A 19,597-nucleotide genomic window follows, 5' to 3' on the forward strand; every position below is an offset into this window, starting at 1 on the left:
CGACACCACCACACAACACCGGCACCGAAAGCGAGACCCCCATGACCGAGCAGCCCGCACCGCCCGACGTCGCCTCCCTCTCCTATGAGCAGGCGCGCGAGGAATTGGTGGCCGTCGTGAGCCAGTTGGAAGCCGGCGGCGCCAGCCTCGAACAGTCTTTGGCACTGTGGGAGCGCGGCGAGGCGCTGGCGGCCCGCTGCGAGGCATGGCTGGAAGGCGCGCGGCAGCGGCTCGACGCGGCACGCGAGGCGGCAGGGACCGAGCCGTCGCCGGCCAGCCCGGGCAGCCCCCGCACCGCCGCGTCCCCGGTGTCACCCCTCTAGTCCGCCCCCGCACCGCCGCGTCCCCGGTGTCACCCCTCTAGTCCGCCCCGGCACCGCCGCATCCCCGGCGTCACCCCTCTGGTCCGCCCGGCCCGCCCGGTTCCCGGGCATCGGACCGGGGCGCGGCGGGGGCGCGGCGGGCCCGCGTTACGAGGCGGCCAGGCGGGCCTTTTCCGCCTCGACGTCGAAGTCCGCCGGCGGCCACTGCGGGTCGATGTCTTCCAGTGCCTGCAGCAGAAGCTCCTGCACTGCGATCCGCGCATACCATTTGTGGTCGGCCGGCACCACAAACCACGGGGCGTCGACGGTGCTGGTCCGCTCCAGCATGACCTGGTAGGCCTGCTGGTATTCGTCCCAGCGCCGCCGCGCGTCCACGTCGCCGGGATCGTACTTCCAGTGCTTGTCGGCCCGGTCCAGCCGCGCGCGCAACCGCTTGCCCTGTTCGCGCTTGCCCAGGTGCAGCATGACCTTGACCATCCGGATGCCCCGGCGGGCCACCATCGCCTCGAAGTCGTTGATCTGCCCGTAGCGTGCTTCCACCTCCGCGAGGGGCGCGAGACCGTGCACGCGGTGGATGAGCACATCTTCGTAGTGCGACCGGTCAAACACCCCGATCATGCCGGGGCCGGGCAAGGCCCGCTCCACCCGCCAGAGGAAATCGTGCTCCAGCTCCTCCGGCGTCGGTGCCTTAAAGGCCCGGTGGGAAATGCCCTGCGGGTCGGCGGCTCCGACCACGTGCCGGACGATCCCGCCCTTGCCGGAGGTGTCCATCCCCTGCAGCACCAGCAGGACCGCGTCCTGCGCCCCGGCGCGGCTCTGCGCGAAGAGGCGTTCCTGCAGTTCGGACAGCCGGCGGTCGGAGGCCCTGAGCAGGAGTTTCCCCTGGGTCCTGTCGCCAAGGAATCCGGGCGTGGAGCCGGTATCGACGCCGGCCAGGCCGAATCCCGGGCCGACCCGCAGCATCTCCGACGGCGTCCGCGTGAACTCGGGCAATCCGGTCTGTTCCACCTGGTCCTCCTGTTCGGCCGGCCGGCTTGGCCGCCGGTGCGGCTGGCGACAGCCTACCGAGCCGCCGGCGGCGCGGCTACGCGGACGCGGCCGTTACTGCCGGTATCCGGCCAGGAACTCCTCGATCCGCCCCACGGCTTCGGTCAGCACGTCCACGTTGGGCAGCGTGACCAGCCGGAAATGGTCCGGCTGCGTCCAGTTGAACGCCCGGCCGTGCGAGATCAGGATCTTCTGCTGCTTGAGCAGGTCCAGGGCAAACTGTTCGTCGTCCTTGATCCCGTAGACCTCCGGGTCGAGCTTGGGGAACAGGTAGAGCGCGCCCTTGGCCTGCTGCGTGTTGACGCCGGGGATGGCGTTCAACAGCTCATAGGCTTTGTTGCGTTGCTCGAGCAGCCTGCCGCCGGGCAGGATGAGGTCGTTGATGCTCTGATGGCCGCCCAGGGCGGTCTGGATGGCATGCTGGGCGGGCACGTTCGCGCACAACCGCATGTTGGTGAGCAGGTTGATGCCCTCGATGTAGTCCGCGGCCAGGTGCTTCGGCCCGGAGATGGCCATCCAGCCGCTGCGGAAGCCGCACACGCGGTAGGCCTTGGACAGGCCGCTGAACGTCATGACCAGCACGTCATCGGCCAGCAGCGCCGTGTTCACATGCTCCGCATCCTCGTACAGGATCTTCTCGTAGATCTCGTCCGAGAACACCACCAGGTTGTGCCGGCGCGCCAGTTCCAGCATCCCCTCGAGGATGTGCCGCGGATAGACGGCGCCGGTGGGGTTGTTCGGGTTGATGATCACGATGCCCTTGGTGTTGGGCGTGATCTTCCGTTCGATGTCTTCGAGATCCGGCAGCCAGCCCTCTTCCTCGACGCAGAGGTAGTGCACGGGGTGGCCGCCGGCCAGCGACACCGACGCGGTCCAGAGCGGGTAGTCGGGGGCCGGGATGAGCACTTCGTCGCCGTTGTTCAGCAGCGCCTGCAGGCTCATGGTGATCAGCTCGCTGACCCCGTTGCCCAGGTACACGTCATCCACGCCGATCTCTTGGATGCCGCGGGTCTGGTAGTACTGCGACACGGCGGTTCTGGCCGAAAAAATGCCGCGCGAATCGCTGTAGCCCTGCGCGGTGGGCAGGTTGCGGATCATGTCCACCAGAATGGCGTCCGGAGCCTCAAAACCGAACGGCGCCGGGTTGCCGATGTTCAACTTGAGGATGCGCTGGCCCTCGGCCTCCATCCGCTGGGCATGCTCGAGGAGCGGACCGCGGATGTCGTAGAGGACGTTGTGGAGCTTGTTGGACTGCTTGTACTGGGCCATCCAACGATCTTCGCACACGGCACGCGCCGCCCCGGAGACCGAAGCGGCGCGTGAACGGGAGCCGGGGTCCTAGCCGGCCAGGCCCTTTTCCGCCAGCCAGTCCGCGGCGGCGTCGGCCGGATTGCGCTTCTCGTCCCCGCTGACCTGGCGGTTGAGGTCGATCAGGTCCTCGGTGGTCAGCGCTGCGGAAACCTCGTTGAGCACCTGGGCAGCCTGCTCGTCCACGGCGTCGCTGCGGATCAGCGGCAGCACCTGCTGGGCAATGAAGTTGTTCTTCGGGTCTTCCAGCACCACCAGGTCGTTGTCCTCGATGGACGGGGTGGTGGTGTAAATGTCGGCCACCTGGATCTTGTCCGTGATCAAGGCGTTGAGCGTGGTCGGTCCGCCGTAGTCGTTGATCGGCTCGAAGGACTTGGGCACGCAGCCGTAGTTGGCTTCCAGCCCCGGCAGCCCGTACTCGCGCTCGGCGAATTCCGGGTTGGCTCCGAGCACCAGTTCACCGCACACCGGGCCCATGTCCTCGATCGACGTCAGCTGGTATTCCTCCGCCGTCGCCTTGGTCACCACCATCGCGTCCTTGCTCTCCGCCGACGCGGGCTCCAGGACGCCGAGCCCCTCGGGCAGGGCGCCCGTCAGGGCTGTCATGACGTCCTCGGCGGAGGCCGCCGTCGCCTCGGTGTCCAGGAACAGCAAAAGGTTGCCGCTGTAGTCCGGGATAACATCCACAGACCCTTCCTGGACGGCGCTGACGTAGACCTCGCGCGAGCCGATGCCCGGTTTCGTGGTGACGTCGTAGCCGGCGGCGGTCAGGGCACCCGCATAGATTTCGGCGATGATCTGGCTCTCCGTGCCGCCGCTGGCACCGACCACCAGGGATCCGCCGGTGCTGCCTTCGGGTGCCGGCGTCGGGTCCTGCAGGGGGTCGGATCCCCCGCCGCAGGCAGCCAGCACCAGGGCAAGGGCGGCCGCCCCTGCGGCGAGCACGCTGCGCCGCGCGGCCGTGTTTTTGTCGTTTCCGCGGTTGCTGGCCTTGTTCCCGGGGTGGTCCTTCATACTCATCTCCTCATGTGCCGGCACTGGCTGTTCCAACCTTACTTGTTCTGCCTTTCGGCACGCCCCCTCAAGCCGCGCAGGCCGGGCGATACGGCCACTTTCTGCACCGCGGCCAGCAAGGCGTCCACAACCAGTGCCAGCGCCGCGATCAGCAGCGCGCCGGCAAACAGCCGCACCGAGTCGCGGACCGCCAGCCCGTCGATCAGGAACCGGCCCAGGCCGCCCAGGTTGATATAGGCCACGACGGCCACCGTGGCGATGACCTGCAGCACGGCGGCACGCACCCCGCCCAGCAGCACCGGCAGCGCGTTGGGCAATTCGGCGCGGAACAGAACCTGCCACTCGGTCATGCCCACCGCCCGGGCGGCGTCCACCAACTGGCGGTCGACGGCGGCGATCCCCGAATAGGTGCCGGCCAGCAGCGGCGGGATGGCCAGGATCACCAGCGCGTAGATCGGCGGCATCAGGCCCAGCCCCATCAGGATGACGAACAGGGTCAACAGGCCCAGCGTGGGCATGGCCCGCAGGCCGCTGGCAATACCGACGACGGCGATGCGCCCCCTTCCGGTGTGGCCGACGAACAGCCCCAGCGGCACGGCGATGGCCGCGGCGATGATCAGGGTCAGGGCGCTGTAGTACAGGTGCTCGGCCAGCCTGGCCGGCACACCCGCCGGTCCGGCCCAGTTGACCGGATCGGCCAGCCACGCCGCGGTCTCCTGGAACAGGTTCATCCGCGCACCGCCGCTTCCGCGGCGTCTGGCCGTTCCCCTTCGGCAGCAAGGGAGCCCGGCCCGGCGCCACTGGCCGTCTGCAGCGCGCCGGTCGTGCCGGGAGTCCGCGGCCCGGTTCCGCCGGCGGCGGCACCCGGGCGCCGCCACGGCGTGAGCACCCGCTCAAGCGCCACCAAGAGCACGTCCATCAGCGCCGCCAGCACCAGGGTCATCAGGATCCCCACCACGATTTCGGTCATGAAATAGCGCTGCAGCCCGTCGGTGAACAGGAAACCGAGGTTCCGGACACCGATCAACGCGCCGACGCTGGCTACCGAGATGTTGCTCACGGACACCACCCGCAGCCCGGCCACCAGCACCGGAATGCACAGCGGAAGGTCCACGCTGAAAAACCGGCGGACCGGCAGGTAGCCCATGGCCACCGCCGCCTGCCGGACGCCGTCGTCCACGGAGTTCAGCGCGTCCACCACGGCGCGGACCAGCAGCGCGACCGAGTACACGGTCAGCGCCACGATCAGGTTGGACATCTCCAGGATGCCGGTGCCGAGGATGACCGGCAGGATCACGAACAGGGCGAGCGAGGGGATCGTGTACAGCACCGAGGAGAGGGACAGGACCAGGCCGCGCACGGCGCGGATCCGCCAGGCCACGTAGCCCAGCGGCAGGGACAGCACGAGCCCGAACACCAGCGGGAGCGCGGATTGGAACAGGTGGAGGGCACTGAGCTCCAACACATACGGCAGGTTCGCCAGGAACCACTCCATCAACTGCCGCCCGCCCGGAGCCTCTGCAGCACGGCCGCGGGATCGACCAAGCCGGCCACCCGCCCCTCGGCGTCGACGGCGACGCCCGCCCCCGATGGCGACGACAGCGCCGCATCCAGCGCCTGGCGCAGGCTGGACCCCACGGTGAACAGCGACCCGCCGATGCGCGCCCGGGCCGGGTCCCGTTCCCCGGGCGGCAGCCACCCTGCGGGTGCGCCGTCGTCGTCGGTCAACAACAGCCAGCCCTCCCGGGGCGCCTCGCCGGCCCTGTCCGCCGTCGCGGTGCGGGCAGGCAGCAGCGGCAGCCCGTGCGCGCTGCTAAAGGACAGCGAGCGGAAACCGCGGTCCCGGCCGACGAAGCCGGCGACGAAGTCGTCCACCGGCGCCCGCAGGACCTCCTCGGGCGGGGCGAACTGGGCCAGCCGGCCCCCGGTGGCGAAGACGGCCAATTTGTCGCCGAGGAGGGCCGCTTCGTCGATATCGTGCGTGACGAAGACGATGGTTTTGGCCAGCTGCTGTTGCAGCCGCAGCAGTTCCTGTTGCAGCTCGGCGCGGACCACCGGGTCCACCGCGCTGAACGGCTCGTCCATGAGCAGGATCGGCGGGTCCGCCGCGAGTGCCCGCGCCACGCCGACGCGCTGCTGCTGGCCGCCGGAGAGTTGGGCCGGATACCTGCCGCCCAGCTCCCGGGACAGCCCGACGACGGCGAGCAGCTCGTCGGCCCGCTTGCGGGCCGCGGCCCGGCCGACTCCGTTTAGCCGCGGCACGGTTGCGATGTTGTCCAGCACCGTGCGGTGCGGCAGCAGCCCGGCGGCTTGCATGACGTAGCCCATGGACCGGCGCAGGGCCGCTGCGGGACGGTCGGAGACGTCGTGGCCGTCCACGAGGACGGAACCGGAGGTCGGCTCCACCATCCGGTTGATCATCCGCAGCGAGGTGGTCTTGCCGCAGCCCGAAGGGCCCACGAAGACGGTGATCGCGCCGCGATCAATGTCCAGCGTCAGGTCTTGTACCGCCGCCTGTCCGGCGTAGGTCTTCGTGACCGCGCGGAACTGCACCATGGGGCCGTCTCCGGCCTCGGCGACGGCGGCCGGCAGCTCATCCGGCCGGGCGGCCGGCCTCGTGGGCTCGGGCATGCTGAACCTTCCGTGGGGGGGGTCCTGCGCGGCCGGCAGGCCCACAGGTGCTGGCACCGAGTCTAGTCAACGGTGCGGCCCGCGAGCACCCGCTCAGCGCCTGCCGCGATGGTCCTTGGCCTGCGCGGCGGCCTTGGCCATCCTGCCGAACTGCCGGCCGGCCCGGCGCTGCTCCGCCACGTTCTGGCGCAGGTGCAGGCGGGCCAGCTCGCGTTCCATCTTCCGGTAGCTGTCCCAGCGCCGCTGCTCCAGGCTGCCGGCGGCGAGGCCCTGGCGCACGGCGCAGCCGGGTTCGGCACCATGGGCGCAGTCGTTGAACCGGCAGCCGGCTGCCAGGTCTTCGATGTCGGCGAACATGGTGGCCAGCCCCTCCTCCGCGTCCCACAGCGCGAAGCCGCGGATGCCCGGTGTGTCCATCAGCACGGCGCCGTTGGGCAAGGGAATGAGCTCGCGCGCCGTGGTGGTGTGCCGGCCCCTCCCGTCGCCGGCCCGGACGGCTCCGGTGTCCTGCACCGCCTGGCCTGCGAGCGCGTTGATCAGGCTGGACTTGCCCGATCCCGAGGGTCCGAGCAGCACCATCGTCCGGCCGGGGCCCAGGTATTCGGCCACGGCGTCGAGTCCGTCGCCCGTTTCAGCGCTGGTCGCCAGGACGTCCGCGCCGGCGGCCTGCTCGACGATCTGGGCGGCGACTTCGTCATGGTGGCCGCTCAGGTCGGCCTTGGTCAGGATGACCACCGGCAGCGCGCCGGAATCCCAGGCGGCCACCAGGGTGCGCTCCAGCCGGTTGGCCGAGAGCGGGCGGTCAAAGGGCACCGCGATGCCGACCAGGTCCATGTTGGCGGCCAGGATCTGCTCGGCGGCCAGCGGGTCATAGGCCTGCTTGCGGGACAGGGCGGAAAATCGCGGAAGCAGCCCGGCGATGGCCGGGCCGCCTGCGGAAGGCGGGCGGGCGGCGTCGTACGCCACCCAATCACCGGTGGCCGGTTGCGGGCTGAGGCCTGCGGTGGACAGGTGCAGCAGGCCGCCGTCGGCAGCCAGCAGGACGCGGCCCCGGTCGGTGCGCACCACGCGGGCGGGGCGCAGCGCCGGATCGGGAAAATGGAGGTCGAACTGCGCGGCCGTGTGTCGCGTATAGCCGTAGCTGCGCAGCAGGGAGTGCGGGTGAGAAGTGTCGGTCACGACGGTTACCTCGGGACGTGAGGCCTCCGCGCCGGACGTTCCGGCCGCTAGCCGCGGCGCGGGCGGGGTACGGAGGCTGGGCTGGTGATGGCAGCAGGATCTGCGGGATAAACGGTCATCACACCCACCTCCCCAGGGTTGTCCGGCGGGCTGGTCAGCCCGGCAACTGGATCAGCATAGCGCTCACCGGCCGTTTGCGGAATGGCCCGCCGGCCCGCCGTCCGGGAAGTAGAGCCGCAGCCCCAGATCCACCAGGTCGACCCGGTCCAATGTCGGTACCTCAGGCAGCGGGATCCAGCAGGCCAGGTCCGTGGATCCGTCCGCCTCGTCCGCCAGTTCGCCGCCGACAACGCTGGCCGCGTAGATGACCCGGAAAGCGTGCAGCGGCCGGTGCCCATGCAGGCGTTTCGCGGCCGGAATGTGCTTGCTGTCCACGCCCAGCAACTGCTCGAGCCTGGCGGCGTAGCCGGTTTCTTCCCGGATCTCGCGCACGGCGCCGGTGGCGGCGTCTTCGCCGTATTCCAGGCCGCCGCCGGGCAGGGTCCAGCGCGGCCAGCCTGCGCCGGTCCAGCGGACCAGCAGCACCGCGCCGTCCGCCACGATCACGCCGTAGGCGGCCACGCGCGTGTCGAATTCCATGTCCCCCAGTGTAGGGCGGCGGCTATGTAGGGCGGCGGGCGGGGCGGCTACCGGAGGCTGAGGCCGCTGTGCGCCGCCGCCCGCACGTCCGTGCGCAGTTCGTCGCGGGCGCGCAGCAACGCGTCCCGACGTGCCTGCGGCGCCGCCGCGGCGGCCCACGGGCCTGGCCGCAGGCGCTGCGCTTTTAGCCGCGCCCGCCGCTCCCCGGCCCGCACCAGTGCGCGTCCGGCGCGGATCAGGAGCGACTCGAAGACCGATGGCCGGTTGCCGGCGAGGGCGGACGACGGCGGGCGGTACGGCTGGGTGGGGACAGTTGTCATGATGGGCTCTCAGAGGTGATGGGTCGGCCGGTCCGACCGGGAGTCGATGATGGGAAAGGCATTGACGTGGAGCTGAACCGGGCGGACGTCCTCCGTGCTCTCGGCATTCTGCTCCAGGTAGGGTTCGGCCAGTTTCCGGACAAAGGCGGCCGCCTGTTCGGCGATGTCGGCCAGCTGTTCACGGGTCAGGCGGACGTTGATGGTGCTGGCCACCGAGGCCTCCAGCCATTCCTGCGGCAGCAGGTCGGCTCCGCGGGTCATGAAGTCGGCCAGCAGGTCGGCGCGGCTGCGCTCGAACTCACGGGTGACCAGGCGGGCCGCCTCCCGGGTGGCCGGAGTGCCGGACAGATCGCCGGCGCTGATGGTCAGGCTGCCGGGAGTGCGTCGCCACCAGCGTTCGCGGGCCGTGCCGCGGCCTTCGACCTCCCGGACGAAATCGTGCTTGGCCAGCTGGCGCAGGTGATAACTGGTGGCGCCACTGGACTCCCCCAGCCGTTCGGCCAGTCCGCTGGCCGTCTGCGGTCCGTACTGGGACAGCGCGTTGAGCAGCTGCACCCGCAGCGGATGCGCGAGGGCCTTCAGCGCGACCACGTCTACGTGGCGTTCGTCGCCGTGGCCGCCGCGTCCACGTCCAGGCCCGGTTTCCTGCTCTCTCTGCTGCTCCATGGGCACCAGCGTAGCAATACAAACAAAACTTTGCAAGCGTTTCTTTGCAATGCTTTCTTTGCATCTCCTCCTGCCCGCCGGCGGTCTGTTGGCGAGGTTCCGGCGCGCCCGTTCGGGGGGCGCCGGGGCATTGCGCCCACCCCTGTTCGCGGCTAGAACTAAGACCATGGGGAACGCGCCAGCTGGGTTCCAGGGCACAGCGCTGCGGAGGCGGGGCGGCCGTGCCTGAGTCCGCCGCAACGGTGCCGCGCGGGCTGATCGCCGACCGGCTGCGCGCCGTGCTGGAGAGCGCCGGCCCCGACCCGGCACGGTTCCCGTCGTCTGCCAGGGACTGCCTGGACCGCGCTTACGAGGCTGCCTATGCCGAGAACCACGCGGGCGCCCGTGCCCTGGCGCAGGCCGGACTCGCCCGGTCCTCGGACACCGAGCTTGACGTCCGGCTGGGGTTGTACTCGGTGCTGATTGCGCTCGCCCAGCTGGCCGGCGATGAGAAGCAGGCCCGGGAATATCTCCACGCCCGCATCGCCTTGCTCCGCTGCCACGGGCTGGAAGCCGAGGCCGCGGCCGGTGAGCGGCTGGGAACGGCGTTGTTCCGCGAAGCCGGCGACGACGACCTCCCGCTCTTGGAGGCCGAACTGGACCGCTTGCTGGAGACCCATGCCCCGGGATCGGTGACCGCAGACGTCCGGCTGGCCATCGCCGTCGTCCGTTCCCAGCGCGGGGAAGCGAAGCAGGCGATCACGTTGCTGGAAGACGCGGTGGCCGGTTACGAGCATTCCGGCCGGACGGACAGCTTGTCCGGCGCGCTGATGTACCTGGCCAATACCTATCTGCAGGCCGACCAGCCGGAACGGGCCACGGCCGTTGCCGACCGCATGCTGGCGCTGCCCGGCAACCGTGCCACCACCGCCAGCATGTGGCTCTTGAAGGCCAATGCCGCCGGCGGCGACGGCGCGGCCGGGCTGGAGGAAGCGCTGACGGCGCTGGAACTGTATGCGGCTGCCGGGGTCCGCAAGGGTGCCATCAGTGCCGCCGTCGTGCTGGCCCGGCTCTGCGCCGGCATCGGCGACTATGAAGACTCGGTGCTGGCCTGGCAGGCGGCGGTCGCCCAGGCCGAGCGCGGCGAGGTCCAGGAAGAGCTCACGCTGCGCCTGGCACTGGGGAACCAGTTGCTGGAGGCGGAAGAGTACGAACTGGCGGGCGAGGTGCTGTCAAAGTTGCTGCAGCGGCTGGAACACACCAAGGCACCCCATGCGCAGGTGGCGCGGGCGCTGATGAGCCTGGGCCACGCGCACCGGCACGCCGGTCGGACCGCCGATGCGCTGGACTGCTGGCGCCGGGCCGTGGCTGAATTCAGCCACGGCGGCGAGTTCGGCGAGGCGGCCCGCGGCCTGCTGGCGACCGGCACGCTGCTCTCCCGCGAGGACCGCGACACGGACGCGCTGGTCTGCTTCGAGGCGGCGGTGGCCGCGGCCCGCAAGGCCGAGGACGACGACGCCGCGCTGCCGCAGGCCCTGCATGCCCTCGGACATGCCCTGTGCGAGGCCGGCGACCCGGACGGGCTCACGGTCCTGGACGAGGCGATCCGGCTGGCGCACCTCTACGGGGCCCGGTGGTACGAGGCGGACTACAGCGACACGCGGGCGAGGGGGCTGTGGGCGCTGGAGGACGGCACGGCAGCGGTCTCGGCGGCGCTGCAGGCGGCGGACCTCTATTCCGCCGCCGACGACGCAGCCTCGGCCGGCAACGCCGAACTCTTCGCCGCCCATGTGCTGGCCGAGATGGGGCGGGCCGACGACGCCGTGCCGATGTTCAAGCTGGTGCTGCAGGAGCCCGACGTCGGCCGCACACTCCGCGTCGCGGCGCAGCTGGGGCTGGCCTCGGCGCTGGACGCCCTGGGCAGGACGGTCGAGGCGGACATCGCCCGCCGGGCCGCGGACGCCGCGGCCGACAGCCCCGACTGACCCTCGGCTGACGCGGGCCGTTGCGTCGCGGGGCCGGGTTCTCATCTTGGTCTCATCTGCGCCGTGGATACTGGTGTCATGCCCCGTACAGCCTTCCGCACCGTCCTGGTGACGCTGGCCGTGCTGCTCGGGCTGGGCGCCGGGGGCGCCGCACTGGCCGCGGCCCTGCGCGAGCCCGGGCCTACCGACCTGGGCCCTTCCATCAGCGTCACGCAGTCCGGGCCGCCGTCCCCTGCCGGCGGCCCGGGTCCGGCCGGCAGCGAGCAGCCGTCGCCCACGCCCACGCCCACCGCCACCTCGTCCCCGGCCGCTCCGACCCGCCCGCCGGAAGGCAACGGCCCGGTTTCGGTCCAGCCGGCGCCGCCGCAGGACTACGACGACGATGACGCGGACGACTGGGACGACGACGGCGGGGACGATGACTGAGTCCGGACCCCGGCCCCCACACCACCCCGCCGTCCGGCACCGCGGCGGCAGCAGCCCGCGTGGCGCCGGCATCCTTTCCGCCGCTCGCGTCCCGTCCGGCGGCCGTGCCTAGGCCGTCGGGCGGGCCGTCCGTCCGCGTCCGGGTACTGGCCGCCGTGCTCGCCCTTTCGGCCCTGGGCCTGCTGGTTGCCGGATCGGTGGCGTTCGCGCTGCAGCGGTCCCATATCATCCAGCGGGTGGACGACTCGCTGCAGCGCAGCGTCAGCGAGTTCAAGACCCTGGCGGCGACAGGCATCGACCCGGACACGGGCGAACCCTTCACGCAGGCCAGCCGGTTGGTCTTCCTGGCGATGGAGCGGACGCTTCCCTCTGCCAACGAAGGCATGCTTGGTCTCGTCGACGGGAAGGTGACATACACGGCGAGCCCGTCCGTGCGGCTCAGGCTCGAGCGGGATGCCGAACTCGTAGCCCTGCTGGGCCCGGACGCAACTGCGTTCGACCGGGTGGTGCTCACCACCATGGAGACGTCGACCACGACGTACCGGGTGGTCACCGTGCCGGTGCAGCTCTCCTCCGACCCGGCCCACAGCACGTTCGTGCTGGCCTACGATTACGACGCCGAGCTGCAGCAACTTGACGACATCTTCCTGACCTACGCACTGATCGGGTTCGGTTCGCTGGTACTGATCGGCGTCGTCGGCTGGCAGGTGGCCGGCCGGCTGCTGGCACCCATCCGGCTGGTGCGCGAAACGGCACAACGGATCACCGACGCGGACCTGACCCAGCGCATCCCGGTGAGCGGCAACGACGACATCTCCGAACTCTCCCGCACCTTCAACGACATGCTGGACCGCCTGGAGGCGTCCATGACGGCGCAGCGGCAACTGCTAGACGACGTCGGACACGAACTGCGCACCCCCATCACCATCCTGCAGGGCCACCTGGAACTGCAGGATCCGCGCGACCCGGCGGACGTCGAGTCGGTGCGCGGCATCGCCTTGGACGAGCTGGACCGGATGCGGCTGCTCGTCGACGACCTGGTCCTGCTGGCCAAGGCGGAACGTCCCGGCTTCGTGAGCCCGTCCGACGTCGAGGTGGGGCAGCTGACCGACGACGTGCTGGACAAGGCTCGGCCGCTGGGCACCAAGCGCTGGACCGTCGACGCACGGGCCGAAACCCGCTGGCCGCTCGACGGGCGGCGGATCACCCAGGCCTGGCTGCAGTTGGCGGCCAACGCCGTGAAATTCTCCGAGCCCGGGTCCACGGTGGCGATCGGTTCGGCCGTGCGCGGCAACGAGCTGCGGCTGTGGGTCAGGGACGAGGGAACGGGCATCCTCCCGGAGGACCAGGGCAGGATCTTCGACCGCTTCGCACGCGGCAGCAACGGGACGCGGGCGGAGGGCTCGGGACTGGGGCTGACCATCGTCAGCGCCATCGCCGCCGCGCACGGCGGCAGCGTCGAACTGGCCTCGGCGCCGGGCGCCGGTTCCACTTTCACCGTCGTGCTCACCGGCCCGGAGGCGGGCGCAGACAAGGAGGAGACAGCGTGAGCCAGATTCTGATCATTGAGGACGAGGACAGGATCAGTTCCTTCGTGGCCAAGGGCCTGAAGGCCGCCGGCTATGTGCCCACCGTCGCCGGCACCGGGCGGGAGGGCTACCATCTGGCCATGACCGGGGACTTCGAGCTGGCCATCCTCGACCTGGGGCTGCCCGACCAAGACGGCTTCACCGTGCTGCGCCGCCTGCGCGAGGGCCGCAACGACATCCCGGTGATCATCCTCACCGCCCGCAGCTCGGTGGACGACACCGTTGCCGGGCTGGAGAACGGCGCGGACGACTACATGTCCAAGCCGTTCCGGTTCGAGGAGCTGCTGGCCCGGGTGCGGCTGCGCCTGCGCTCCGAGGCGCAGCCGGCCGACCTGGCCATCCTCGGCAGCGGCACGCTGAGCCTGGACCTGCGGACCCGGCGGGCCAGCGTCGGCGGGCGGGAGGTGGATCTCTCCGCCCGGGAGTTCGCCCTCGCCGAGGCCTTCCTGCGGAATCCGGGCCAGGTGCTCAGCCGCGAGCAGTTGCTCTCGCGGGTCTGGGGATACGACTTCGACCCCGGCTCGAACATAGTGGACGTGTACGTCCGCTACCTGCGCAACAAGCTCGGGGCGGAGAAGTTCGCCACCGTCCGCGGCATGGGCTACCGCCTCGTCGCCGACGCCTGAGGCAAGGTCCGGTCAGGCCGCGCCGGCGGCCAGGTCCTCGGCGATGGCAAGCCGCTGCCGGGCGTCCTGCTGCCACCCGTCACCCTGCCCGGAGGTCTTCGCTCCGGCCACCAGCGACAGCGCCACGCCGGCGGCGCGGCCGCGCAGGGCCGCCGGGTCCACCACGGTGTCGAAGGCGGCCGCGAAACGTTCCAGCGCCGCCGGAACATGCACGTACCCCGGGTGCACGGCGGGCAGCACGGCCAGGTGCCCGAGGAAACAGGCCAGGTCGTCCACCAGATGGCCCGGACCCAACGAGTCCACGTCCATGAGTCCGGTGATCTTCCCGCCGTCCACCAGCAGGTTCGCCTCGTAAAAGTCGCCGTGCGTCGGGACCAGCGGGCCGGCGTCGGTGGCCGCCAGCAGCCGTTCCACCCGATCTGCCAGGTTGAACACCCGGTCCTGCTCGTCGGGGAGCACGGCCGCCGCTGCCTTGGCGTAGTCGGCTGCGCGGTCGGCCCAGGCCGGGCGCCGCGAGAGTTCCAGCACGCCGGCCGGGAGGGCATCCAGCAGCGCCAGGAGGGTTTCGGGCGCCAGGCTGGCGGCGCCGTCGTCCATCAGGGTTTGGGCCAGCGGCGTCCCCTTCGCCTCCGTGAGCACCACCACGCCGTCGGCCGGGCCGGCGGACGCAACGGGGGCGGGCAGGCCGGCGTCGGTCAGCAGCCGGTGCCGGCGCATCAGCTGCGCCGCCCGGTCCGGACGGACCACCTTCAAGAAGACCCGGTGTCCGCCCTGGACGGCTTCCAGCACGGCCCGCCGCAGCGGCCGGTAGCTGACCATTTGCAGGTCCGCTTCTCCCCCGCCGAAGACGCTGCGGCCCACCGCCGCCGGGTCGCACGCCGCAGGCAGTCCGACCAGCACCGGGTCGGACGGATACAGCCAGGCGGTCAGCGGGACGGGCCCGCCGTCCAGGCGTACCAGCGGAAGCCCGCAGTCGGGCACCGGCGCCGTCGTGACGCAGACGTACTCCGTCCGCTCGCCGCCGTCGTGCCCGCGGAGCCGCACGGTGTAAATCCCGGTCGCGCCGGCCCCGGGCCGGTGCTGCAGCTTCGCTAGGTTCCAGGACCGCACCGTGCCGCCGACGGTTCCTACGGCGAGTTCCAGCGCTTCGCGCATGCCGGGACTTTCCAACAGGTCGATGCCGGCGGTCTCGGTGGCCATCAGATCAACGTTCGGTGCGTCCATGTCTCCATTGCACACCATTGCGGCCCGGAACGCTCGGTACCGCCCACCGGACAAAGCTGCGGCCCGTCCGGTGTGGACGGGCCGCAGCCAACCTGCCGGGCGCCTCGGGTCAGGCCCGCCGGCGCTGCAGGACGTCGTCCAGGTTGAGCCGGTTCGCGGCCGACTGCTGGGCGGATGCCTCGGCGGCCGAGGCGCCGTCCGCCGGCTGCTGTGCGGCGGCAGTCTTCTCTGACGTCCGGGCGGCGGCCTCGTCGGTCCGCTGCGCGGCGGTCTGCTTGATCGAGGTCTTGGTCTGCGGCTTTTTGACCTCGGGAACCGGCAGCGGCGCCGGAGCCGGGCGGGTGGCCTTGGCCGCGGCGACGTACGTCGGTTTGGGCACGTCGACCGGCTGCCAGGGAGTGCCCGACGGCTGACCCGGCGCGGCGGTGTCGCCGGCGTCGGCGGCAACCTTCAAGGCTTCCTCGCGCAGCTCGGCGGCCGTCAGCGGGGCCGGCCCGGGCTGGGCTGCCTGGTGTGCCGGCCCGGTGTCCCCCGCAGCCCCGTCAAACAGTTCGGTGGGCTTCCCGGGAGTCTTCGCGGCGCCCGCCGGCTGCGATGCCGCTGCCGCGCGGGCAGCCTGCCTGGCGCGTGCGGCCGCGCGCCTGCTGCGGTCGCGGACCGCCAGGGAGCGCAGGATAACGACGACGGCGGCCACCGCCAGCAGCGCAAAGCCCGGCACGCGGCCCGACACTGCGCCGGCCAGCGCGAGGGCGCCGCCGACAACGAAAACCAACAGGGCGGAGGCCCCGGCAAGTGCCAGCGCGGTCCGGCCGTAGCGGATGCGGAACTCGGGCTGCCGGGCGGGCGGGGGCACGGGCGACGATGTCGAGGGTGCCGGCTGGGCATTGTATTCCATGATGATCCCCTGGTTGCCGCCCGAGGCGGTTGCGGGTACTGAAACTAGTGGTGCTGCGTGTCCCGGCGCCGGTTCAGCCATCGCGGGACGGAATGCTCCGCGGAGCACGTACGGTCCTACCCAGACAAACCACAGCCCAACGATGACCGCCAAGATCACAGAGCTCTGAATGTCCACTCTCAAAACCGTAGAAGCTCAAGCATGCCGTACGCGGCATTCATCACGGTGTGTCGGATAACGATTCCGCGCGGCGCTGCCTTATGGTGTCGGCCCGGCTACGGTGCCGGCCCGACTATGGCGTGCGTCCGACGTCGCCGTGCTCCAGCCAGCGGTCCAGCAGGCCGCCGGGAACCTCCTCGGCAGTAAGCGCGAAGCTGCGGTGGTCTGCCCAGGCCCCGTTGATGTGCAGGTACCGCGGACGCAGTCCTTCGTCTCGAAAGCCGAGCTTCTCCACGACCCGCAGGCTCGCGCGGTTCTCCGGCCTGATGTTGATCTCCATCCGGTGGAGCCCGAGCGTTTGGAAGCAATGGTCGGTCGCCATGGCCACCGCCGTGGGCGCTATCCCGCGGCCTGCTCGCGCCTCATCCACCCAGTACCCCAAAGTGGCCGACATCGCGGAGCCCCAGACGATGCTGGAGACAGTCAGCTGCCCGACCAGCGCCGGCCGGGGCCTCCCGTCCTGCAGTTCGGTGATGATCCAGGGCAGGGCCGTGGCCAGGCGCGCCTGGTGCTTGAGCGAGCGGACCATCTCCGAGAACGAGGGCAGATACCCGTCCGGAGCCGGATTCGTGGCCTCCCACGGTTCCAGCCAGCGGGCGTTGCGGCGCCGCACGGCCGTCCACTCGATCCGATCCCGGTACCGGATCGGGCGCAGCGACAAGTCCCCGCATGCCAGCGTCGCTGGCCAGATGGCCGGTCCGTACCCCATGTGAAGTTCTTTGCGGTCGCGACGGGGCTCAGTCGCCCGAGCCGTCGATGAAACTCTTCAGCCAGGTCCGCAGTTCCGTGCCGATGTCTTCACGTTCGGAGGCGATGGTCACGACGGCCTTGAGATAGCTGAGCTTGTCGCCGGTGTCGTACCGGCGCCCGGAAAAGACCACGCCGTAAACGCCGCCGCCTTCGCCCTCGCGGCCGGCCAGGGCTTCGAGCGCGTCGGTCAACTGGATTTCGCCGCCGCGGCCGGGCTTGGTGTCCTCCAGCACGTCGAAGACGGACGGGTGCAGGACGTAGCGGCCGATGACCGCGAGATTGGACGGGGCCTCGTCCGGCGAAGGCTTCTCCACCAGTTCGTTGATCCGCACGTAGCCGCCGTCGCCCATCGGGGTAACGTCCGCGCAGCCGTAGGCGCTGATCTGGGCGGGGTCCACCTCCATCAGGGCGACCACGGAGCCGCCGGTCTGTCGCTGGACCTCGATCATCTGGGTCAGCAGGTCGTCCTGTTCGTCGATCAGGTCGTCGCCGAGCAGCACGGCAAACGGTTCGTCGCCCACGTGCTGGCGGGCCCGCAGGACTGCGTGGCCGAGGCCCAGCGGATCCCCCTGGCGCAGGTAGTGGATGTCGGCCAGCTCCGAGGCGGCCTGCACGGCGGCGAGCTTCTCCAGATCGCCTTTCTCCTCCAGGATCTGCTCGAGGTTGGGCACGCGGTCGAAGTGGTCTTCCAGCGGGCGCTTGTTGCGGCCGGTGATGACCAGGACGTCGCTCAAGTCTGCGCGCACGGCTTCCTCGACCACGTACTGGATGGCCGGTTTGTCCACGACGGGGAGCATTTCCTTGGGCATGGCCTTGGTGGCGGGCAGGAAGCGGGTTCCCAAACCAGCGGCCGGAATGACAGCTTTGCGTACCGTGCGATGAGACGTCATGGGTTCAGACTACCGAACGAAGGTGCGAAGCAAGCCGATCCGGGGGGAAGCAACTACGATGTCGGCCATGGAGATGCAGACCGGCATGGACAAGGAAACCGCCCGCGCATTCTTCCGGGCCCGCCGCCGGGCACGCCCCGAGGAAGAGCAGATCAGGGCCGGAACCGCCCTGGCGCAGCAGGTGGTGGACGGTCTCCGGCGGCTGAACGTCCCGGCCGGGACCATCGTGCCGGCCTACCTGTCCGTCGGTTCCGAACCGTCCACGCGCATGCTGCTGTCGGCCCTTGAGGAGGCCGGCTACCAGGTGGTGGTCCCGATCTGCGAACCGGACTACCGGCTCAGGTGGGCACGCTGGTTCAGCGGCGTGGAGCTGGTCCGCAGCCCCCGGGCCTGGATCGACGAGCCCGTCGGTGAACGTTTTGGAGCGGAGATCATGGCCGGTTTGCCGCTGGTGCTCGTGCCCGGGCTGGCCGTGGACTCCGAGGGCAACCGGATGGGCCAGGGCGGCGGTTATTACGACCGGTTCCTGGCGTCGCTCGGCGACGGCGACGACCGCCCGAGGTTTGTCGGTGTTTTCTACGCCGACGAGGTGGTGGCGGCGGGAGCCTTCGAGTTCACCGCGCTCGACGCGCCGCTGGACGGCGCCGTGTCGCCCGACGGCTGGACGTGGTTCCCCCGGCGGACGGTGTAGAATTGGCACTCTGAGCGGGTGAGTGCCAACGCCTGGCCGGGCGCTTCCTGCTCCTGCCAAGTTTTTTTCAGGAGGAATTACTGTGCCCACGTACGCCTACGCCTGCAAAGACTGCGCCCATGCCTTCGACATCCAGCAGTCCTTCAGCGATGAATCGCTGACCGTCTGCCCCGAATGCGGCGGCAACCTGCGCAAGAAATTCAACAGCGTCGGGGTCGTCTTCAAGGGCTCGGGCTTCTACCGCACCGATTCGCGCGACTCTTCCACGGCAGGCTCCGTTCCCGCTGCCGCCTCGGGGCCGGCCGGCACCGGGTCAGCCGCCTCCTCCGAGTCGGCGAAGCCCGCCGCCTCCGAAGCCTCCAAGCCTGCCGCCGCCCCGGCTCCGGCGGCAGCAGCCAGCTAGCCGCAGCGGACGCCGGCGGCCGCTCCTACACCGCGAAGCGGCGGCAGCGCCGGATCCACAGGTGAGCGTACCCCGCTGACCGTGCGGGCCGGATGCTTCTAGCGTGGCCGCATGCCCGTTGCTGCCGCGTCCCGCACCGCCCGCCCTGCGCTGTCGCCGCGCCGCCTGCTGCGCCGGCATTACCGGCTGCTGGCCGCCCTGCTGCTCTGTGCGGCCGCGGCACTGGTGGTGCAGCAGCTGACCCCTGCACCGAGCCCCACCGACTCCGTGGCGGTCGCCGCGTCCGACCTCCCGGCGGGCGCCCTCCTGTCCGCCGACGATGTCGTTCTGGGCGAGCTGCCGGCCGGTTCAGTACCCGAGGGAACTGCCGACAGTCCGGCTCTGGTGGTGGGCCAGCGGCTGGCGACGGCGCTGCGCGCCGGCTCACCGGTCGTGGACACCTCGATCGTCGGCCCCGGCCTGTTGACCGGGGCGCCGCCGGGCACGGTGGCCGTGCCCGTGCGCCCCGCCGACCCCTCCACCGTCCAGTTGGTGTCGCCGGGCCAGTTGGTGGACATCGTGCTCAGCAGCGGCAACGGGTTCGAAGAGCCTGCCGAAACCACAGTCCTGGCGCGGGCCGTTCCGGTGCTGTGGAAGGCCGACGACGGCGCCGCCGCGGCGGGCTTGCTCGGCGCGGGCGAGCCCGACGGGCTCGTGGTGGTGGCGGCGGCACCGTCCGACGCAACCGCGCTGGCCGGCGCCTCCAGCCGGGGCAACGTCTTCCTCGTGTTGGTCGGCTGATGGGTGCCCCGGA

The 19,597-nt window shown here is 70.9% G+C and carries 22 protein-coding genes; 8 read left to right on the forward strand and 14 right to left on the reverse strand.

All coding sequences use genetic code 11. From position 1 onward, the window contains the following. The first annotated feature begins 41 nt into the window (after nt 1–41). Entirely contained in the window at nt 42–323 is a 282-nt protein-coding gene (locus AC5RUP_RS08060; RefSeq protein ID WP_494132009.1) for an exodeoxyribonuclease VII small subunit, read from the forward strand. 147 nt (nt 324–470) lie between these two features. Here AC5RUP_RS08060 and AC5RUP_RS08065 read toward each other — a convergent pair whose 3' ends face one another. The 10 genes from AC5RUP_RS08065 to AC5RUP_RS08110 all read right to left on the reverse strand — a co-directional run bounded on the left by AC5RUP_RS08065 (nt 471) and on the right by AC5RUP_RS08110 (nt 9,127). Further along, complete coding sequence (locus AC5RUP_RS08065; RefSeq protein WP_494154752.1) at nt 471–1,286, reverse strand: PPK2 family polyphosphate kinase; 816 nt, start codon at nt 1,284–1,286, stop codon at nt 471–473. Between the two features lie 138 nt (nt 1,287–1,424). Further along, on the reverse strand, nt 1,425–2,639 hold the full coding sequence (locus AC5RUP_RS08070; protein WP_494154749.1) for a pyridoxal phosphate-dependent aminotransferase: 1,215 nt from the start codon (nt 2,637–2,639) through the stop codon (nt 1,425–1,427). Between the two features lie 69 nt (nt 2,640–2,708). Beyond that, on the reverse strand, nt 2,709–3,692 hold the full coding sequence (locus AC5RUP_RS08075; RefSeq protein ID WP_494154750.1) for an ABC transporter substrate-binding protein: 984 nt from the start codon (nt 3,690–3,692) through the stop codon (nt 2,709–2,711). A gap of 38 nt (nt 3,693–3,730) precedes the next feature. Further along, the gene (locus tag AC5RUP_RS08080; RefSeq protein WP_494154751.1) at nt 3,731–4,423 is read right to left on the reverse strand and encodes an ABC transporter permease; all 693 of its coding nucleotides are present in this window, start codon (nt 4,421–4,423) and stop codon (nt 3,731–3,733) included. Then, on the reverse strand, nt 4,420–5,187 hold the full coding sequence (locus tag AC5RUP_RS08085) for an ABC transporter permease (protein WP_494158434.1): 768 nt from the start codon (nt 5,185–5,187) through the stop codon (nt 4,420–4,422). The genes AC5RUP_RS08080 and AC5RUP_RS08085 overlap by 4 nt, the downstream gene beginning before the upstream one ends. Continuing rightward, entirely contained in the window at nt 5,187–6,248 is a 1,062-nt protein-coding gene (locus AC5RUP_RS08090) for an ABC transporter ATP-binding protein (RefSeq protein WP_494158475.1), read from the reverse strand. The genes AC5RUP_RS08085 and AC5RUP_RS08090 overlap by 1 nt, the downstream gene beginning before the upstream one ends. A gap of 168 nt (nt 6,249–6,416) precedes the next feature. After that, the gene (gene rsgA, locus AC5RUP_RS08095) at nt 6,417–7,502 is read right to left on the reverse strand and encodes a ribosome small subunit-dependent GTPase A (protein WP_494158435.1); all 1,086 of its coding nucleotides are present in this window, start codon (nt 7,500–7,502) and stop codon (nt 6,417–6,419) included. A 183-nt stretch (nt 7,503–7,685) separates the two neighbouring features. Beyond that, nucleotides 7,686–8,141: an NUDIX hydrolase gene (locus AC5RUP_RS08100; protein WP_494158436.1), complete on the reverse strand. Its 456-nt coding sequence runs from the start codon at nt 8,139–8,141 to the stop codon at nt 7,686–7,688. 47 nt (nt 8,142–8,188) lie between these two features. After that, entirely contained in the window at nt 8,189–8,461 is a 273-nt protein-coding gene (locus tag AC5RUP_RS08105; protein ID WP_494158437.1) for a hypothetical protein, read from the reverse strand. 9 nt (nt 8,462–8,470) lie between these two features. Further along, nucleotides 8,471–9,127 (reverse strand): ArsR/SmtB family transcription factor, encoded by a 657-nt coding sequence (locus tag AC5RUP_RS08110; protein WP_494155283.1) that lies wholly within the window; start codon nt 9,125–9,127, stop codon nt 8,471–8,473. A 221-nt stretch (nt 9,128–9,348) separates the two neighbouring features. On the opposite strand from AC5RUP_RS08110, the gene AC5RUP_RS08115 reads away from it, so the two are divergent. From AC5RUP_RS08115 to AC5RUP_RS08130, 4 genes are all read left to right on the forward strand, one after another. Continuing rightward, the gene (locus AC5RUP_RS08115) at nt 9,349–11,091 is read left to right on the forward strand and encodes a tetratricopeptide repeat protein (RefSeq protein ID WP_494158438.1); all 1,743 of its coding nucleotides are present in this window, start codon (nt 9,349–9,351) and stop codon (nt 11,089–11,091) included. Between the two features lie 78 nt (nt 11,092–11,169). Further along, nucleotides 11,170–11,517 (forward strand): hypothetical protein, encoded by a 348-nt coding sequence (locus tag AC5RUP_RS08120; protein WP_494158439.1) that lies wholly within the window; start codon nt 11,170–11,172, stop codon nt 11,515–11,517. A 155-nt stretch (nt 11,518–11,672) separates the two neighbouring features. Next, complete coding sequence (locus AC5RUP_RS08125; RefSeq protein WP_494158440.1) at nt 11,673–13,067, forward strand: sensor histidine kinase; 1,395 nt, start codon at nt 11,673–11,675, stop codon at nt 13,065–13,067. Beyond that, entirely contained in the window at nt 13,064–13,732 is a 669-nt protein-coding gene (locus AC5RUP_RS08130; protein ID WP_494067432.1) for a response regulator transcription factor, read from the forward strand. Before AC5RUP_RS08125 ends, AC5RUP_RS08130 begins: the two co-directional genes overlap by 4 nt. A gap of 12 nt (nt 13,733–13,744) precedes the next feature. On the opposite strand, the gene AC5RUP_RS08135 is transcribed toward AC5RUP_RS08130, so the two are convergent. The 4 genes from AC5RUP_RS08135 to galU form a co-directional block, all read right to left on the reverse strand. Beyond that, the gene (locus tag AC5RUP_RS08135) at nt 13,745–14,956 is read right to left on the reverse strand and encodes a phosphotransferase (protein WP_494158441.1); all 1,212 of its coding nucleotides are present in this window, start codon (nt 14,954–14,956) and stop codon (nt 13,745–13,747) included. Nucleotides 14,957–15,065: 109 nt separating this feature from the next. Next, on the reverse strand, nt 15,066–15,851 hold the full coding sequence (locus AC5RUP_RS08140) for a hypothetical protein (protein ID WP_494158442.1): 786 nt from the start codon (nt 15,849–15,851) through the stop codon (nt 15,066–15,068). 292 nt (nt 15,852–16,143) lie between these two features. Continuing rightward, nucleotides 16,144–16,779 carry a GNAT family N-acetyltransferase gene (locus AC5RUP_RS08145; RefSeq protein WP_494154888.1) on the reverse strand — a complete coding sequence of 212 codons (636 nt, stop codon included), beginning with the start codon at nt 16,777–16,779 and terminating at the stop codon, nt 16,144–16,146. A gap of 28 nt (nt 16,780–16,807) precedes the next feature. Continuing rightward, nucleotides 16,808–17,710, reverse strand: coding sequence for a UTP--glucose-1-phosphate uridylyltransferase GalU (gene galU / locus AC5RUP_RS08150; protein ID WP_494093179.1), 903 nt, complete (start codon nt 17,708–17,710; stop codon nt 16,808–16,810). A gap of 67 nt (nt 17,711–17,777) precedes the next feature. Here galU and AC5RUP_RS08155 point away from each other — a divergent pair, with 67 nt between their 5' ends. From AC5RUP_RS08155 to cpaB, 3 genes are all read left to right on the forward strand, one after another. Next, nucleotides 17,778–18,401 carry a 5-formyltetrahydrofolate cyclo-ligase gene (locus AC5RUP_RS08155; protein WP_494154889.1) on the forward strand — a complete coding sequence of 208 codons (624 nt, stop codon included), beginning with the start codon at nt 17,778–17,780 and terminating at the stop codon, nt 18,399–18,401. 82 nt (nt 18,402–18,483) lie between these two features. Beyond that, complete coding sequence (locus AC5RUP_RS08160; RefSeq protein WP_494148655.1) at nt 18,484–18,804, forward strand: FmdB family zinc ribbon protein; 321 nt, start codon at nt 18,484–18,486, stop codon at nt 18,802–18,804. 111 nt (nt 18,805–18,915) lie between these two features. After that, nucleotides 18,916–19,584, forward strand: a complete 669-nt coding sequence (gene cpaB, locus AC5RUP_RS08165; protein ID WP_494158443.1) for a Flp pilus assembly protein CpaB — start codon at nt 18,916–18,918, stop codon at nt 19,582–19,584. Nucleotides 19,585–19,597: the final 13 nt, after the last annotated feature.

The organism is Arthrobacter sp. Y3223151 (assembly GCF_059091125.1).